At 45.9% G+C, this 17,587-nt stretch carries 12 protein-coding genes and 1 pseudogene; 6 read left to right on the forward strand and 7 right to left on the reverse strand.

Going from position 1 to position 17,587, the window contains the following annotated elements; translation table 11 throughout:
* Nucleotides 1-36 precede the first annotated feature (36 nt).
* A complete protein-coding gene (locus FS373_RS14555; RefSeq protein WP_144046453.1) occupies nt 37-738 on the forward strand; it encodes a 4'-phosphopantetheinyl transferase family protein in 702 nt (233 codons plus the stop codon).
* A gap of 350 nt (nt 739-1,088) precedes the next feature.
* Here FS373_RS14555 and FS373_RS14560 read toward each other — a convergent pair.
* From FS373_RS14560 to ubiG, 6 genes and pseudogenes are all read right to left on the reverse strand, one after another.
* Nucleotides 1,089-1,502 (reverse strand): annotated as a pseudogene (locus tag FS373_RS14560) (transposase); the annotation flags it as partial.
* 327 nt (nt 1,503-1,829) lie between these two features.
* On the reverse strand, nt 1,830-2,204 hold the full coding sequence (gene yfaE, locus FS373_RS14565) for a class I ribonucleotide reductase maintenance protein YfaE (protein WP_144046458.1): 375 nt from the start codon (nt 2,202-2,204) through the stop codon (nt 1,830-1,832).
* A complete protein-coding gene (nrdB, locus tag FS373_RS14570; RefSeq protein ID WP_144046459.1) occupies nt 2,173-3,303 on the reverse strand; it encodes a class Ia ribonucleoside-diphosphate reductase subunit beta in 1,131 nt (376 codons plus the stop codon). The genes yfaE and nrdB overlap by 32 nt, the downstream gene beginning before the upstream one ends.
* A 112-nt stretch (nt 3,304-3,415) precedes the next feature.
* Nucleotides 3,416-5,704 carry a class 1a ribonucleoside-diphosphate reductase subunit alpha gene (gene nrdA, locus FS373_RS14575; RefSeq protein ID WP_144046460.1) on the reverse strand — a complete coding sequence of 763 codons (2,289 nt, stop codon included), beginning with the start codon at nt 5,702-5,704 and terminating at the stop codon, nt 3,416-3,418.
* 425 nt (nt 5,705-6,129) lie between these two features.
* A complete protein-coding gene (locus FS373_RS14580) occupies nt 6,130-6,810 on the reverse strand; it encodes an HAD family hydrolase (protein WP_152829718.1) in 681 nt (226 codons plus the stop codon).
* Nucleotides 6,810-7,523 (reverse strand): bifunctional 2-polyprenyl-6-hydroxyphenol methylase/3-demethylubiquinol 3-O-methyltransferase UbiG, encoded by a 714-nt coding sequence (ubiG, locus tag FS373_RS14585; protein ID WP_144048950.1) that lies wholly within the window; start codon nt 7,521-7,523, stop codon nt 6,810-6,812. The genes FS373_RS14580 and ubiG overlap by 1 nt, the downstream gene beginning before the upstream one ends.
* Nucleotides 7,524-7,831: 308 nt before the next feature.
* Between ubiG and gyrA the strand changes: the two genes are divergently transcribed.
* Nucleotides 7,832-10,555, forward strand: coding sequence for a DNA gyrase subunit A (gyrA, locus tag FS373_RS14590; protein ID WP_144046462.1), 2,724 nt, complete (start codon nt 7,832-7,834; stop codon nt 10,553-10,555).
* Nucleotides 10,556-10,709: 154 nt separating this feature from the next.
* Nucleotides 10,710-11,804, forward strand: a complete 1,095-nt coding sequence (gene serC, locus FS373_RS14595; protein WP_144046463.1) for a 3-phosphoserine/phosphohydroxythreonine transaminase — start codon at nt 10,710-10,712, stop codon at nt 11,802-11,804.
* A 47-nt stretch (nt 11,805-11,851) separates the two neighbouring features.
* Here the strand turns inward: serC and FS373_RS14600 are convergent, their stop codons facing one another.
* Nucleotides 11,852-13,057 (reverse strand): amino acid aminotransferase, encoded by a 1,206-nt coding sequence (locus tag FS373_RS14600; protein ID WP_144046464.1) that lies wholly within the window; start codon nt 13,055-13,057, stop codon nt 11,852-11,854.
* A gap of 443 nt (nt 13,058-13,500) precedes the next feature.
* Between FS373_RS14600 and aroA the strand changes: the two genes are divergently transcribed.
* The 3 genes from aroA to rpsA all read left to right on the forward strand — a co-directional run bounded on the left by aroA (nt 13,501) and on the right by rpsA (nt 17,516).
* Nucleotides 13,501-14,781, forward strand: a complete 1,281-nt coding sequence (gene aroA / locus FS373_RS14605; RefSeq protein ID WP_152829719.1) for a 3-phosphoshikimate 1-carboxyvinyltransferase — start codon at nt 13,501-13,503, stop codon at nt 14,779-14,781.
* A 272-nt stretch (nt 14,782-15,053) separates the two neighbouring features.
* A complete protein-coding gene (cmk, locus tag FS373_RS14610; protein ID WP_144046466.1) occupies nt 15,054-15,746 on the forward strand; it encodes a (d)CMP kinase in 693 nt (230 codons plus the stop codon).
* A gap of 102 nt (nt 15,747-15,848) precedes the next feature.
* Nucleotides 15,849-17,516, forward strand: coding sequence for a 30S ribosomal protein S1 (gene rpsA, locus FS373_RS14615; RefSeq protein ID WP_144046467.1), 1,668 nt, complete (start codon nt 15,849-15,851; stop codon nt 17,514-17,516).
* The last annotated feature ends 71 nt before the right edge of the window (nt 17,517-17,587 follow it).

Consider the following 17,587-nt stretch of genomic DNA (forward strand, 5'->3'; position numbering starts at 1 on the left):
CTTCATTCATATTGTTAATATAGGTAACCGTTTGTGATGGCAAACAATGAATTCGTCCAGAAAATCGAGAACAAATCCCTACTTGAACTAAAGCTTGCAACCTGGAGCAAAACCTCATATGCCGCTTCAAATTATGATGAACGACTCTTCCTGCAATATAACTTCAAGTTTCCATCAGAGTTAAAGGGCGCGGTGCCAAAGCGTTGTGCAGAATTTTTGGCGGGAAGGTTAGTTGCTCGTCAGGCGTTACAGCAACTAACTAACGAACCACATCAAGTACTAAGTGCGTACGATAGAGCGCCCATTTGGCCATCTGGTATCATTGGCTCCATCACTCATACGAGTACACAAGCAATAGCGGTGACAGCATATAGGCGACACCATCAAATTATTGGAGTTGATCTAGAAAACTGGATTGAAACTGAAGTCGCTCGAGAAATCTCTTCTGAAATTATAGACTCCCGTGAAAGTGAGCTCATTACCCACAGTAAGCTTGAATTCAACCAAGGACTCACTCTTCTTTTTTCGGCAAAAGAAAGTTTATACAAAGCGTTATACCCGAAAGTGAAATACTTTTTTGGTTTTGAATGTGCTCAGGTCAACACTGTTGATATTGATACGGGACAATTTTTTATTTCATTGACTTGCGATCTGAACAACGATTACCCCAAAGGATGGGGAATTAAAGGGCGCTTCCTGCAAGAAAAAGACACGATTCTCACTCTTATTAATGGCTAATGAAGGAGAGCATAAAAAAGGATTCTGTCGCAAACTGAGGTCTCGCCGCGATAATTTGAGGACGCCAGATCTCTCAGATACAATTAGGCCGCCAAAGAATAAAATGGTTCCCATGGTGTCATCATTTAAGTGGTGTCCATTTGTCCTTGCTTAATCATGGACCAAAGCTCAACATCGCGACAGAACCGAAGGTTATTGTCGGAGCTGTTACTAGAACCTTTCCCTATGGTTAGATGTGTCAATTGAACGAAGCCCCTCTCTAGATACACTTATCATAATACTCTTTGTCGTTCTTATAAAACGAAGGCACTGCACCTTTGGGGGGCTGACCCTGAGGGATCCCCACGAATTTAATAGCATGCTTGTGGATCTCTGACTAAATCTAGCAGTGAGCTAATTGCTGCTCGCCAATGCGACTTCAGCATCGCAATTCTAGTGCCGCTATCATTCATCTTTAGACCCGTTTTAACATCCCTAAAGCTCTCTTCTATCTGTATTCTCGTCGCATAAATTTTAATGGCTCTCTTAGCTGTGTCGGTGGACTCACATAATGATGTTGCCAGTAACCATGGCTCTTTTTCCCGCTCTGCGCTAGCACGAGAGCTTTTGCTTTTTCTAGCACCGTCACCCATGTGAAAAGTACCCAGGGTCTTGGCACGTGAACTAGCTAGACCGTATAGCTTTTTAATTGGAGCCCACTCGCTTTCTGCTACTTTTTTGCAGTGAGTCCGGTTTCTAACACGTCCAACATAATCCCATCCTATCAAGGCCATTGGTATCGCTTTGTTCTGCTGTAATTTCAGATGGTTAAGGTTTGGTGGTGTAACATGCTAGGAGTGAGTGGTAATGTTTGCCGCCATTTGGTCATTTTTCGCCAATGAAAACGATGAGTAAATGGTTATTTTGGAAGAGTTTTACGCTGAATAAGGGGAGGGGGCAGTGCGTAACAGATTGAATTTAAGCAATAAAAAAGGCCAACTATTCTTGTTATAAGAAGTGGTTGGCCTTTCTTAGTATTTGGTGGAGGCGGCGGGGCTCGAACCCGCGTCCAAAAAGCCTACATTACTGGCTTAAGAGAACTGACTGGTAGATTAGGTCTTGGTTTGTTCTCGGATGATCACAGCGGCTGATATGCCGGAGCGAGTCACGACATCTGCGCCTTCTGGTGACAGATTAAGATCTAAGTCGCTAACGGGAGTACAACAACAGGGCAGACATTCATCGGCTTTGAGTTTGACTAAGGGCTCGGTATGGTAGATCACGCTGCCGCTGATAATTTTGGTCTTACAGGCACCGCAATAACCATTGCGGCACTCTGAGAATACCTGAACTTTCTTTTGCTCCAGTGCGATCAAGAGGCTAGGGTGCTGCTGATTAAACAGCAGCACCGGCTGGCCATCGAGACTGACGATGGGCGCTTTTTTAAAGATCTTATTAAAGGTCAAAGTCTTCAAATTCACTTTCATCGATAGAAGCATCGATTTGGCCCACAAGGTAAGAGGAAACCTCTACTTCTTGTGGCGCGACCTGAACCGCATCACTCTCTAACCAGTTCTTCATCCAAGGTAGTGGGTTGGTGATTTCTTTATAGTGACATGGCAGGTTGACCGACTTCATACGCTCATTGGTAATGTATTCGACATATTGACACAAGATGGTTTCGTTAAGACCTATCATAGAGCCGTCTTTAAACAGGTATTGGGCCCATTCTTTTTCTTGCTCGGCGGCTTTGACGAAAATGTCATAGGCTTGCTGTTCACACTCTTTGGCTATCTCACCCATTTCAGGGTCGTCAGCACCGGCGCGCATTATCTTGAGGATATGTTGCGTACTGTTAAGATGCAGCGCCTCATCACGGGCGATAAGACGGATAATCTTAGCGTTGCCTTCCATGACATTACGCTCGGCGAATGCGAAAGAGCAGGCGAAGCTCACGTAGAAACGAATCGCTTCTAACACGTTGACTGACACCATACACAGATAGAGTGACTTCTTGATCGTACGTTGTGTGACTAACAGCTCTTTACCGTTGATGGTGTGCGTGCCTTCACCGTGAAGGTGAAAGGCTTGGGTAAGTAGAATCAAGTCATCATAGTACTGGGCAATATCTGTCGCACGCTTCAAGATCTCTTCATTTTCAACTATGTCATCAAAAACGATAGAAGGATCGTTGACAATATTACGTATGATATGGGTGTAAGAACGAGAATGTATGGTCTCAGAGAAAGACCAGGTTTCAATCCAGGTTTCCAGTTCTGGTAGCGATACCAGAGGCAAGAATGCCACATTAGGCGAGCGGCCCTGAATCGAGTCGAGTAAGGTTTGATATTTCAGATTAGAGATGAAAATATGTTTTTCATGATCTGGAAGTGCGGCGTAATCAATTTTATCTTTACTGACATCGACTTCTTCTGGACGCCAGAAAAAAGACAGCTGTTTTTCAATCAGCTTTTCAAACACTTCATATTTTTGTACGTCGTAACGGGCGACGTTAACCGACTGCCCCATGAACATAGGTTCAAGACGTGCATTATTAGGTGTTTGACAAAATGTAGAATAGGCCATGTTTTCTTCCAGAATACAGGGGCATGATGCCCCTAATAAATTTAATTATGGATTCAATCATTATATGATGAATCCAGATCTCAATCACTGCAACGTGTTATACCAATCGGTACTATATCTTACACGCACCGCCTTCGCAGTCTTCGTCTTCTTTCTCTATGCTGATAATGCTATCTAGCTGATCCGAAGCGCCATCACGAGTGTTGTGATAGTAGAGCGTCTTGACTCCGAGTTTGTAGGCATTCAACAGGTCTTTCAATAATACCTGCATCGGGACCTTGTTACCTTCGAATCGGCTTGGGTCATAGTTCGTGTTTGCCGAGATGGCTTGGTCGACAAATTTCTGCATCAAGCCCACAAGCTGTATGTAGCCATCATTATTGGGCATCTGCCAAAGCAGCTCATAGCTATGCTGATACTTCTCGAAATCCGGCACCACTTGCTTTAGCTGGCCATCTTTACTCGACTTAACACTGATGAGTCCACGCGGTGGCTCGATGCCGTTAGTCGCGTTGGAGATCTGCGATGATGTTTCTGATGGCATCAGAGCAGATAAGGTGGAGTTACGCAGTCCATGTTTAACGATGTCTTGACGTAGTGTTTCCCAATCCATATGCAATGGCTCATCACATATCTTATCCAGAGCACGCTTATAGGTATCGATGGGCAGCACACCCTTTGAATACGTCGTTTCATGGAATAATGGGCAGGGGCCTTGCTCTTTGGCCAAATTCATCGAAGCCTTGAGTAGGTAGTACTGTATGGCTTCGAATGTTTTATGGGTGATGTTATTAGCCGAGCCATCTGAGTAGCGTACACCTTCCTTCGCCAAGTAATTAGCAAAGTTAATCACGCCTATGCCCAAGGTACGACGATTCATCGAAGACTTACGTGCAGCGATGATAGGGTAATCCTGGTAATCGAGTAAATTATCCAGGGCTCTCACTGCCAGGTCTGCCAAAGGCTCGAGTTCGGATAGATCCTTGATCGCACCTAAGTTTAAAGCAGACAAGGTACAGAGGGCTATTTCACCTTCAGGATCATCTATGTTGTTGAGCGGCTTAGTCGGCAGTGCAATCTCAAGACACAGGTTTGACTGTCTGATCGGTGCAACCTTACTGTCAAAAGGACTGTGGGTATTACAATGATCCACATTTTGAATATAAATACGGCCGGTAGAGGCACGTTCCTGCATCATCAATGAGAACAGCTCTGTCGCCTTAATCTGTGTTTTGCGCACAGAGGCATCGGCTTCATATTGAAGATACAGACGTTCGAATTCGTCCTGATCTGCAAAAAATGCATCATAAAGCCCAGGTACATCCGATGGGCTAAATAAACTGATCATTCCGCCTTTGATCAAGCGTTGATACATGAGTTTATTGAGCTGAACACCATAATCCAGATGACGGACACGGTTATCTTCGACACCACGGTTATTCTTCAATACCAGCAGAGATTCGACTTCAAGATGCCAGAGAGGGTAGAACAAGGTGGCTGCACCACCACGAACGCCGCCCTGAGAACAAGATTTAACAGCGGTCTGAAAATATTTAAAGAAAGGCAGACACCCGGTATGGAATGCCTCACCGCCGCGGATAGGACTACCTAAGGCTCTAATTCGGCCCGCATTCACACCTATGCCGGCGCGCTGGCTGACATATTTAACGATAGAAGAGGCCGTTGCATTGATTGAATCTAGGCTATCGCCACATTCGATCAACACACATGAGCTAAATTGGCGTGTAGGGGTACGCACCCCTGCCATGATCGGTGTTGGCAGTGAGATTTTAAAGGTGGAGACCGCATCATAGAAACGTTTAATGTAGCTTAGGCGTGTATCTCTTGGATATTTAGCGAACAAACAGGCGGCGACTAAGATATAGAGGAACTGCGCACTCTCATATATCTCGTGAGTGACCCGGTTTTGCACCAGATACTTACCTTCCAGTTGTTTGACTGCCGCATAGGAAAAACTCATATCGCGCCAGTGATCCACATAACCATCTAAGATATAGAGTTCTTCGCGGCTGTAATCTTCAAGTATATGTTGGTCATATTTACCTGACTCAACCAATTTCACAACATGGTCATACAGTTTAGGCGGCTCAAACTGGCCAAATGCTTTCTTTCTTAAATGAAAGACGGCTAAGCGGGCTGAGAGGAACTGGTAATCTGGTGCTTCTGGTGAGATGAGATCGGCAGCGGCCTTTATAATCGTTTCATGAATAGCTTCGGTAGGAATACCATCGAAAAATTGCAGATGTGATCTGAGTTCCACTTCTGATACCGAAACATTTTTAAGATCTTTGGCTGCCCAAGTGATCACGCGGTGGATTTTCTCTAGGTCGATGGTCTCGCGCTCGCCACTACGTTTGGTGACTTTCATATTGCTATTCATTAAAGATAGGCCTTGATAATAATTTTTTGAGTATGAGGGGTTAAGCTCATCCTACTATTCCCTGTATAACAACCAATTTTAACACCCTGAATTGGTCATTTTCATGACGATAAACAAGTCACTACTTGTGTCTCTATTTGTCACTCACACACAAGATATAGTGTTTTTAAATTTCTTAGGTACAAGATAGTGTCGTTTGGGTGATTTTGCAAGTCCCAATTATTTCAACAAGCTGTGGTCATCTTGTGGATAACTTGAGGGTAAGATTTAGGGTTAGTATTGGCTAACCTTTGAGGTCGGAATTCATTGGCTTTATCCCATCGAGGTGGAATATTGAGCGGACGACACAAGATGAAAAGATCCCATGATCGATTGGCGATCTTTTAGATCTTGTGAACCTTATATGAGCAAAGAACGCCTGTGTGCTAACTGAGAAATTTAAGTACATCCAGGGGGGAGTCGAAATGATAATCGCTTGGCCAATTCTCAGGCGTGTCTGTCTCACCTATATAGCCCCATAGCGCGACACCACCGAGCATTCCCGATGCCCGCGCCGCGACCAGATCTCGTTTCGCATCCCCAAGGTAGAGAATCTCTTGGCTCTTGCGCTCTATCTGCTGTGAGGCGAGCAGCATGGGAGCGGTATGAGGTTTAGGGTAAAGTGTGCTGTCACCGCTGATCACGGTTTTCATGGATTGGGTCAAACCTAAGGCTGCAATCAGGGGCCTGGTGTATCTGGCGGGTTTGTTAGTTACTATGCCAAAAGGGATCCCTCGATGGTCCAAATGCTCGAGCAGCTCAGCTATGCCGGCAAATAAACGACAAAATTGACCGTTTACCTCTGCATAAAAGCTCAGCAGTAACTGCTGCGCCTTAAGGTGAACCTCCTCAGAGACGTCTGGCAAGGCCGCTTTAGCTAGCGCCATACTGCCATCGGAGGCAATGTGGCGCATCTCTTCGAGGCTCACTTGAGGGTAACCTAACTCGGCTAGGCTCATATTCAGCGCCGCCACCAAGTCTGGTGCGGTATCGGCAAGCGTACCGTCAAGATCGAATAACACAGCTTTTACTCTGACGTTGCTAGCCTCATCGAGATGTGTTGTCATTAATCTTCACTCTTACGTGTGGCGATCATGTAGTTCACATCGACACTTTTGGTATAAGTGAAGGTTTCCGTTAGCGGGTTATAGGTGATCCCTGTTGCATCTTCACAGAACAGCTCGGCATGCTCGGCGAGTGAAATTAACTCCGATGGCTTGATAAACTTCTTATGGTCATGGGTTCCCACAGGCAACATCTTCAGCAGGTATTCGGCGCCTAAGATGGTTTCTATATAAGCACGTAGGTTTCGATTGATGGTGGAGAAGAACACATAACCGCCGGGTTTGACCATATCGGCACAGGCTTGAACCACTGAACGAGGGTCTGGTACGTGTTCGAGCATCTCCATACAGGTGATCACATCATAGGTAGCAAGATTTGTTTCCCGGTGAGATTCGGCTGTGTCTTGTATATAGTCAAGCTCAACGCCAGTTTCTATGGCGTGCAGTCTGGCAACATCTAGAGGCTCGGTGCCCATGTCTAAGCCATTCACCTTGGCGCCAATGCGGGCCATGCTCTCAGATAAGATACCACCGCCACAACCGACATCCAGGACTCGCTTACCAAACAGACCACCACAGGTTTGATCGATATAGTTGAGTCGAAGCGGGTTTAGCTTGTGTAATGGTTTAAATTCGCCTTCTGGATCCCACCAGGTAGCTGCCATTTTTTCGAATTTTGCGATCTCGGCCGGATCGACATTTATCTCAGGTTTAATTGCTTGCTCCACTATATATCACCTCAATAGGGATTATTAATGCCGCCATTATACCGATAGAATGTCAGATTCAAAGCCGCTATAAATAAGAAATCAACGAATATTTAACCAATTGATTGATTAGCGAACATTGTTTGATTTTGGTCAAGTATCTATAGCTGAACAGATATTTATCGCTAAAGTTGAATAGAGTCTGGTGACAGAAAATAACTGTGTTAGAATGCCAAATCACGTTTTCAGGCTGAGACTTTTACTGCGCTATTTTGGCTGGTAACAGGTAAGCACAATTTCAAGGGATCGAGCAGTTTATGACTGATCTGGCTTCATCTATAACACCAATTAATATTGAAGACGAATTAAAAAATTCATATCTAGATTACGCCATGAGCGTGATCGTGGGCCGTGCACTACCGGATGTTCGTGACGGTCTTAAGCCTGTTCATCGCCGCGTACTCTTCGCGATGAGTGAACTTAAAAACGATTGGAACAAACCTTATAAGAAATCGGCACGTGTTGTCGGTGACGTTATCGGTAAGTACCACCCCCACGGTGATACTGCGGTTTATGACACTATCGTTCGTATGGCACAGCCTTTCTCCATGCGCTATACCTTAATCGATGGCCAAGGTAACTTCGGTTCTGTCGATGGTGATGCGGCAGCGGCGATGCGTTATACCGAAATCCGTATGGATAAGTTAGCCCATCAGCTATTGGCGGATCTTGAGAAAGAGACCGTCGACTTTGTGCCTAACTATGATGGCACTGAGTTTATTCCGGCAGTCATGCCTACCCGCATACCGACACTCTTGATTAACGGCTCTTCAGGTATTGCCGTTGGTATGGCGACCAATATCCCGCCACACAACATCACTGAAGTGATTAAAGGCTGTTTGGCGCTAATCGAAGAGCCTGCACTGTCCATCGAACAGTTAATGGAATACATTCCAGGCCCAGATTTTCCCACTGCCGCCATTATCAATGGTCGCAAAGGGATCATCGATGCCTACAAGACGGGCCGCGGACGCGCAATCATGCGAGCCAAGGCTGAAGTACAAGTAGAAGATAATGGCCGTGAGCGTATTATCGTCCACGAAATTCCTTATCAGGTTAACAAAGCGCGTCTTATCGAGAAGATAGCCGAATTGGTTAAAGATAAGAAAATTGAAGGCATCACAGGTCTGCGTGATGAATCTGATAAGGATGGCATGCGCATCGTTGTCGAGATTAAGCGTGGAGAGGTGGGTGAGGTTGTACTTAACAATCTTTATGCTCAGACTCAGATGCAATGCTCATTTGGGATAAACATGGTGGCCTTGACCAATGGTCAGCCAAAACTGTTTAATCTAAAAGAGATGCTAGAGTGCTTTATCTTACACCGCCGTGAAGTGGTGACTCGCCGTACCGTATTTGAACTGCGTAAAGCGCGCGACCGTGCCCACATCTTAGAATCTCTCGCAATTGCGCTGGCCAACATAGATCCTATCATTGCGATGATCAAGGCGTCACCGACGCCTGCTGAGGCCAAAGTTAAGCTGGTTGCTCAAGGTTGGGAGTTAGGTCATGTTAAAGCCATGCTTGAGAAAGCCGGCGATGATGCGGCGCGACCTGAATGGTTAGAGCCTGAGTATGGTATTCGTGATGATCGCTACTATCTTACTGAGCAACAAGCACAGGCTATCTTAGACTTACGCTTACATAAGCTAACCGGTCTAGAGCATGAGAAGATATTAGCCGAGTATGAAGAGCTGATTGAGGTCATTGCGGCTTTACTTTATATCTTGCGCAGCCCTGAACGTTTGTTGGAAGTGATCAAGGAAGAGTTAAACGAAATACTTGAAAACTTCGGTGATGAGCGCCGCACCGTCATCAATGCTAACGAAGTTGATATGAGTCTGGAAGATCTTATCAACGAAGAAGATGTAGTAGTGACCTTATCTCACTTAGGCTATGCCAAGTATCAGCCATTGACCGATTACCAGGCCCAGCGCCGTGGCGGTAAAGGTAAGTCAGCGGCAAAAGTGAAAGATGAAGACTTCGTCGAGAAGCTACTTGTCGCCAACACCCACGATACGATTCTGTGTTTCTCTGATTTTGGTAAGCTCTATTGGCTTAAAGTGTATCAGTTGCCGCTCGCTAGCCGTCAGGCTCGTGGTCGTCCAATCGTTAACTTATTGCCTCTTTCTGAAGGTGAGCACATTACGGCTATCCTTCCTGTGCGTGAATATGCCGATGATAAATACATCATCATGGCGACATCACACGGCACAGTGAAGAAGACTGCACTCACGGCATACAGCAATCCACGTGCTAATGGCATCATCGCGGTAAATCTTAAAGATGGCGATCAGCTCATTGGCGTCGATATTACCGATGGCAAGAATGACATCATGTTGTTCTCCGATGCGGGTAAAGTGGTTCGTTTCAACGAGATGATGAGAGACTCTGAAACTGGCCTGGTCAAACTTGACCCGGAAACCAACGAAGAGCTTGTTGCACTGCGTCCTATGGGGCGTACCGCTACCGGTGTTCGTGGTATTCGTTTAGAAGACGGTCAGAAAGTGGTTTCACTGATTGTGCCCAAAGAAGAGGGGGCTATCTTGACCGTTACCGAAAATGGATACGGTAAGCGTACTGCACTCGATGAGTATCCGGCTAAGAGCCGTGCGACTAAGGGTGTTGTTTCTATCAAGGTCAGCGAGCGAAATGGTCCCGTAGTAGGCGCCGTTCAAGTTGGCGAAAATGATGAGATCATGCTTATCAGTGATAGAGGTACCTTAGTACGTACCCCTGCAACTGGTGTTTCCACTATTGGCCGTAATACTCAAGGTGTGACGATAATTCGTACCGCCGAAGGGGAGAAGGTTGTTGGTCTTCAGCGTATCGATGAAATCCAGGAGGATGAAGTCGAGCTCGATGAAGAGGGCAATCCTATCATCCAAGAGGGTGATAACGTCGAAGCTGGTCAAGTCGTCGAAGGCGAAGAGCCGAAAGGTGATGATGAGCCCGAGGCTGAGGCAGAACCTGCCGAATAAGCATTAATCTCTAAAACGAGCGTCCAATTGGACGCTCGTTTTGTTTTAGGCAGCGATAAAACAGAAAAGATAATTCCAAATATAAAAATATTATGGGTAAAGTCTTTAGCCCTATGGCAGACTAATTTATAACTAACGATGAGAGGATAGAGACGTGAGCGTGACATACAATTTCTGTGCAGGTCCTGCAATGTTACCCCAAGCCGTAATGCAAAAGGCGCAATCTGAGTTATTGGATTGGAATGGCCTAGGGACTTCGGTGATGGAGATAAGTCATCGCAGTAAAGAGTTTATTGCTTTGACCGAGCAAGCGGAAATCGATTTGCGTGAACTGATGTCGATCCCTTCTAATTACCATGTGCTGTTTATGCATGGTGGCGGCCGAGGTCAGTTTTCTGCTGTGGTGAATAATTTTCTTGGGCAGCAGGGTAAAGCCCTCTATCTGGTCTCAGGTAGTTGGTCTCAATCTGCAGTTGCAGAAGCCAAGAAACTCACCAGTGATGCTCAGATAGATAGCATAAATATCGTGCAAAATACTAACGGAATTAATCAAATAGCCTTACCAGAGCTCACCAAGATAAATCAAGATTATCGTTATCTGCATTACTGCCCTAACGAGACTGTCGATGGTATCGAAATATTTGATGAACTTAAGTCTCCTTGGCCAATTATTGCCGATATGTCATCGAATATCATGTCCAGAGAGATAGATATCAGCAAGTATGCCTTGATCTATGCGGGTGCTCAGAAGAATATTGGACCTTCGGGTCTGAGTATCGTTATCGTCCGTGATGACATGCTAGAGCTGCCAAGCCTGCCTCAGTCTTCAATCATGGATTATCGTTTAGCGGTGAAACACGGCTCCATGTACAACACGCCGCCGACCTTTGCCTGGTATCTGGCTGCCGAAGTCTTCGCCTGGCTTAAAGTCAGTGGTGGCGTATCGGCCATGGCCAAAATTAATCTGGACAAAGCGTCGCTGCTTTATGATTTTATCGACAGCTGTGACTTCTATACCAGTAAGGTTAGCGTCAAAAATCGCTCGGTGATGAATGTGACATTTTACCTGGCCAATGAAGCGCTCAACGCTGAGTTTCTTAATCAAGCCACCGCAGCAAAACTTGTGGCGCTGAAAGGTCACAGGAGCGTGGGCGGCATGCGCGCGAGTATCTATAATGCCATGCCAATCGAAGGGGTAGAGGCGTTAGTTGAGTTTATGAAGGATTTTGCAGACAAGCATAAGGCCTAAGATTCGAAACAAGTTCCTAGAACCTAGGAACTTGTTCTCTCTTACTTCTATAGCACTTTTGCTATCGATTCCGCTAAGTAATCAACGTTCGCCAGTCCGATCCCTGCGATGCTGATACGGCTAGAATCTACCATGTAGATGCTGTGTTCCTGCTGCAGGCGTTCTACTTGCTGTGGGTTCACCCCTAAGAATGAGAACATGCCTTTTTGCTGAGCGATAAAGCCAAAGTCACGCTTAACTCCCTTCTCGATTAACTTGTCTACCAGCATGATGCGATTGCCATTGATACGGTCTCGCATCATTTTTAGCTCATGTAACCATTGCTGCTTTAATTCATCCGAACCTAGGATAGTTTCGACTATGGCAGCGCCATGGGCTGGTGGCATAGAGTAGATGCAACGCACAACATAAAGCAGCACAGAGAAGGCTACATTCACGCTGGCAGTATCTCTCCCTACGATTGAACAGGCACCGATACGCTCGCGGTACAGGCCGAAGTTTTTAGAACATGAGCTACACAGAATCATGTTATCTACCGATGCAGCCATCTTACGTACGCCATAGGCATCTTCATCCACGCCCACACCAAAACCTTGATAGGCCATATCGATAAGCGGAGTGAAGCCTTGTTGCTGGGTTATCTCAATGATTTGATCCCATTGGGCTTCATTGAGATCCATGCCGCTGGGGTTATGACAGCATGCATGGAGTAAGACCACATCGTCAGGACCAACCTGAGACAGGGCCGCCTTCATCTCATCGAATTTAAGGCTCTTGTTGTCGTAATCGTAATAAGGGTAGGTTTTGACTTGGATGCCGGCGGCTTCGAACAGACCTGTATGGTTGGCCCAGGTTGGATCGCTGACCCAGATCACCGCTATTTGTGATTTTGTCGCTGAACTGGCACGTTTAATAAACTCTGCAGCGACTCTTAATGCGCCCGTTCCACCCGGCGTAGACACGGTGCGGATACGATCGGCTAACAAGGCTGGATTGTCCCTGCCGAAGGCGAGCTCGCCCAGCAGGCTATTAAATTGAGCCGAGCCAGTGGGGCCGATGTAAACTTTAGTTTCCTCGGTATCGATACGGTGTTGTTCGGCTTTTTTAACACAGTTTAAGATAGGGGTATGACCCACCTCATCTTTGTACACACCGACGCCAAGATCTATCTTGTTGGCGCGGGTGTCTTGTTTGTATTTAGTCATCAAGCCGAGGATCGGATCAGCAGGCATAGCGGTGAGAGTGTCGAACATAAGCTTATTTACCCTTTTATTAGATTTGTTGGCGTAATCTACCTTTTACTCATTAAGTTTAGAGTAACGTAAAACACAGACCGAGTAATAGTGAATAGGACTAAATCACCAAAGTAATTATCTGGCATGATTCATTGCCACTTCGCTTAGTTGTCTCGCCATGGAAAACAGATAAAGCCTAGTTTTAGCAGTGTATTGATGCAAATGATGTTAGAAAATTGTCACTTTGAAAGAAAATTACCTTGAAACAGGCTAAAAACATAAATAAGTGTTGAATACTGCCGTTTAATCAGTAAATTTAGTACTACGAAGTTCAAACACCGGTTAAGCAGAACACCATTTTGTCGTGATGGTGCCAGTCGTAAACCTTACAGTCTGTTTGCCATGAACATCTAATGTTAACCAGCGGTTTGTTTGTCCCGCGATGATAAAGAAGTATTTTAATGAAGCAGCTACGTCTCGAGCCAATAAGCAAGGTCCAGGGCACTATCAATATCCCTGGCTCTAAAAGTATCTCTAACCGTGCACTATTACTAGCCACGCTAGCCAAGGGCACCACGACACTGACTAACTTGTTAGATTCTGATGATATTCGCTATATGTTGGCATCACTCAAGCAATTGGGTGTGAACTATCGACTCTGTGACAATAATACCGTCTGTGAACTCGAAGGGGTCGGGGCGCCACTCAATGCAGATCAGGTGCAGACGCTGTTTCTCGGCAATGCCGGCACGGCAATGCGACCCCTTTGTGCGGCATTGACCTTAGGCCAGGGTGAGTTTACCTTAACCGGTGAGCCACGCATGGAAGAGCGTCCTATCGGAGACTTGGTTGATGCATTGCGTCAACTCGGCGCATCGGTGACTTATCTCAAGAATGAAGGTTTCCCTCCGTTAACGATCAAGGCGACCGGACTAAACGCCGGCGATGTTGAGATAGCAGGGGATTTATCCAGTCAGTTTTTGACCGCACTCCTTATGGTAGCGCCGCTGGCAAAAGGTGAGGTTAATATCAAGATCAAGGGTGAGCTGGTCTCTAAGCCTTATATCGACATCACCATAGCCTTGATGGCACAATTTGGTGTCGAGGTGATAAATCATGCTTATCAGCGCTTCGAGATAAAAGCGGGCCAGACTTATGTGTCACCGGGTAAAGTATTAGTCGAAGGGGATGCCTCTTCGGCGTCTTACTTCCTAGCCGCTGGCGCCATAAAAGGTGGCGAAGTCAAAGTCACTGGTGTAGGGCGCCTGAGTATTCAAGGCGATGTGAAATTTGCCGATGTGTTGGAGAAGATGGGCGCCGATATCGAATGGGGAGATGATTACATCATCTCCCGCGTGGCAAAGCTAAATGGCGTGGATCTCGACATGAACCACATTCCGGATGCAGCCATGACGATAGCCACTGCCGCCTTGTTTGCGACCGGGACCACCACCATTCGCAATATTTATAACTGGCGCATCAAGGAAACCGATCGCTTAGCCGCCATGGCCACCGAACTGAGAAAAGTGGGCGCCATCGTGGATGAAGGCCGTGATTATATTTCTATCACACCACCGAGCAAGCCACATACGGCGGAAATCGATACTTATAACGATCACAGAATGGCCATGTGTTTTTCCATGCTAGCGTTTGCCGATTGTGGCATCACCATTAATGATCCAGATTGTACATCGAAGACATTCCCCGATTATTTTAAGCAGTTTGCTGCCTTAGCTCAGTAAAACGGGTGTTATAATCACTATGAAAAAGAATGGGCCATCAGGCCCATTTTTTTAAACTCATGCCTAAGATGCCGCCTTAATCCAGTTCCAGTGTTCAAACTGAATCGGCTTATTGAAATATTTACCGCTTTATTTTTTTATATGGTTTATAATGCGCGCGCTTAATTTTCAGTGTGCGTATTAACATATGCAGCGTACGGATTAGCGTGTGGGTCACTGGAAACACTCATTTAAAAATCTTAGGGAAGATAGATTTTACTGTGGAGAAATTTATGTCAGAACGGGCTCCTGTTGTCACTATTGACGGCCCTAGCGGTGCGGGTAAAGGTACGATTAGCCAGTTGTTAGCCGGGCGTTTGGGCTGGAACCTACTGGACAGTGGTGCGATTTATCGGGTTTTAGCCTTAGCCGCTATTCATCATAATGTTCAACTCGATAACGAAGAGTCTCTTACTTTACTTGCCGCGCACTTGGATGTGCAGTTCATTACCGGCAGTGAAACTCAAGGTATCAAGGTCGTACTCGAAGGCGAAGATGTCTCAACAGACATACGCAGCCAAGAGTGCTCTAATGCGGCCTCTATAGTCGCCGCATTTCCACGCGTTCGCGAGGCATTATTACGTCGTCAACGCGCCTTTAATACTGCACCAGGTCTCATTGCCGATGGTCGTGATATGGGCACGGTGGTTTTTCCTGGTTCACCCGCTAAAATTTATTTAACTGCATCGGCGGAAGAAAGGGCCCAGAGACGCTATAATCAGTTGCAGGACAAGGGCTTCGATGTTAATATCGACCGTCTTTTATCCGAGATTAAAGAGCGTGATGACCGCGATATGAATCGCAGTGTCGCCCCCTTAGTCCCGGCCGATGATGCATTGGTCATAGATACTTCGGGTATCGGGATAGAAGATGTGCTCAATCTTGCATTGGCACACATAGAATCGAAATTACCGAACGTGAGTTAATTTTGACTGACGTTTAACCATTCGCAACATGGATGATGCGGATTATTATACTGACTCCACGTCCAGGATGGGCCGTGGTTTATTAAAGAAAGTAACTTAAAAATGACTGAATCTTTTGCTGATCTATTTGAAGAATCCCTAGCAACTTTGGAGTTTCGTCCTGGTTCTATCGTAACAGGTGTTGTTGTACGCATCGAAAACGGTACTGTACTAGTTGACGCAGGTCTAAAATCTGAAAGCCCAATCCCAGCGGAAGAGTTCAAGAACGCTCAAGGCGAACTTGAAATCTCTGTTGGTGATACTGTGCACGTTGCGCTTGACTCTGTTGAAGATGGCTTCGGTGAGACTCAACTGTCTCGCGAGAAAGCTAAGCGTCACGAAGCTTGGATTGTTCTAGAAAAAGCGTACGAAGATGCTGAAACTGTAATCGGTGTCATCAATGGTAAGGTTAAAGGCGGTTTCACTGTTGAATTAAACGGTATCCGTGCATTCCTACCAGGTTCTCTAGTTGACGTTCGCCCTGTTCGCGATACTGCTCACCTAGAAAACAAAGATCTAGAATTCAAAGTTATCAAGTTAGACCAGAAGCGCAACAACGTTGTTGTTTCTCGTCGTGCTGTTATCGAGTCTGAAAGCAGTGCAGAGCGTGATGCTCTTCTTGAGAACTTACAAGAAGGTCAAGCCATTAAGGGTATCGTTAAGAACCTTACTGACTACGGTGCATTCGTAGACCTTGGCGGTGTTGACGGTCTTCTACATATCACAGATATGGCTTGGAAGCGTGTTAAGCACCCATCTGAAATCGTCAACGTTGGTGACGAAATCGACGTTAAAGTACTTAAGTATGATCGTGAGCGCACACGTGTTTCACTAGGTCTTAAGCAACTTGGCGAAGATCCATGGTTAGAAATCAGCAAGCGCTACCCAGAAAACACACGTTTGACTGGTCGCGTTACTAACCTAACTGACTACGGTTGTTTCGTTGAAATCGAAGAAGGCGTTGAAGGTCTTGTTCACGTTTCTGAAATGGATTGGACTAACAAGAACATCCACCCATCTAAGGTTGTTAACCTAGGTGATGAAGTTGAAGTTCTGGTTCTTGACATCGATGAAGAGCGTCGTCGTATTTCTCTTGGCCTTAAGCAGTGTAAAGTTAACCCATGGGATGACTTCGCAGAGCGCTTTAACAAGGGTGATAAAGTTACTGGTAAGATCAAGTCAATCACTGACTTCGGTATCTTCATCGGTCTTGACGGCGGCATAGACGGTCTAGTTCATCTTTCTGACATTTCTTGGAACGGTACAGGCGAAGAAGCCGTTGCTGATTACAAGAAAGGCGACGAAATCAACGCAGTAGTTCTTTCTGTTGACCCTGAGCGTGAGCGTATCAGCCTAGGCGTTAAGCAGACTGAAGACGATCCATTCAATGCTTATCTTGCTGATAAGAAGAAGGGTTCGGTTGTTAACGGTACAGTTATCGCTGTTGACGCTAAAGGCGTTACAGTTGAACTAGCTGAAACTGTTGAAGGTTACCTACGTGTATCTGATATCTCTCGTGAGCGTATCGAAGATGCATCTACAGTTTATTCTGTAGGCGACGCTATTGAATCTAAGTTCATGGGTGTTGACCGTAAGAACCGTACTATCAGCCTATCTATCCGTGCGAAAGATGAAGCTGAAGAGAAAGAAGCAATGGCTAGCTTGAACAAGCAAGAAGACGCTGTGATGAGCAGTGCTATGGCTGAAGCGTTCAAAGCGGCTCGTAAGTAAATCGCCTGAAGTTCTGGGGTGCTTGCATCCCTGTTAGGTGACTGTGTTTGGCTTGAAAATAGAGGGTATAG

Source organism: Shewanella sp. YLB-07, assembly GCF_009377275.1.

What these genes read in the sequence shown, in the direction of transcription:
- cmk (WP_144046466.1), top strand. Translation starts at nt 15,054, where the DNA reads ATGTCAGAACGGGCTCCTGTTGTCACTATTGACGGCCCTAGCGGTGCG.
- FS373_RS14600 (WP_144046464.1), bottom strand. Translation starts at nt 13,057, where the DNA reads ATGTTCGACACTCTCACCGCTATGCCTGCTGATCCGATCCTCGGCTTG.
- nrdA (WP_144046460.1), bottom strand. Translation starts at nt 5,704, where the DNA reads ATGAATAGCAATATGAAAGTCACCAAACGTAGTGGCGAGCGCGAGACC.
- yfaE (WP_144046458.1), bottom strand. Translation starts at nt 2,204, where the DNA reads ATGAAAGTGAATTTGAAGACTTTGACCTTTAATAAGATCTTTAAAAAA.
- aroA (WP_152829719.1), top strand. Translation starts at nt 13,501, where the DNA reads ATGAAGCAGCTACGTCTCGAGCCAATAAGCAAGGTCCAGGGCACTATC.
- rpsA (WP_144046467.1), top strand. Translation starts at nt 15,849, where the DNA reads ATGACTGAATCTTTTGCTGATCTATTTGAAGAATCCCTAGCAACTTTG.
- gyrA (WP_144046462.1), top strand. Translation starts at nt 7,832, where the DNA reads ATGACTGATCTGGCTTCATCTATAACACCAATTAATATTGAAGACGAA.
- FS373_RS14555 (WP_144046453.1), top strand. Translation starts at nt 37, where the DNA reads ATGGCAAACAATGAATTCGTCCAGAAAATCGAGAACAAATCCCTACTT.
- nrdB (WP_144046459.1), bottom strand. Translation starts at nt 3,303, where the DNA reads ATGGCCTATTCTACATTTTGTCAAACACCTAATAATGCACGTCTTGAA.
- FS373_RS14580 (WP_152829718.1), bottom strand. Translation starts at nt 6,810, where the DNA reads ATGACAACACATCTCGATGAGGCTAGCAACGTCAGAGTAAAAGCTGTG.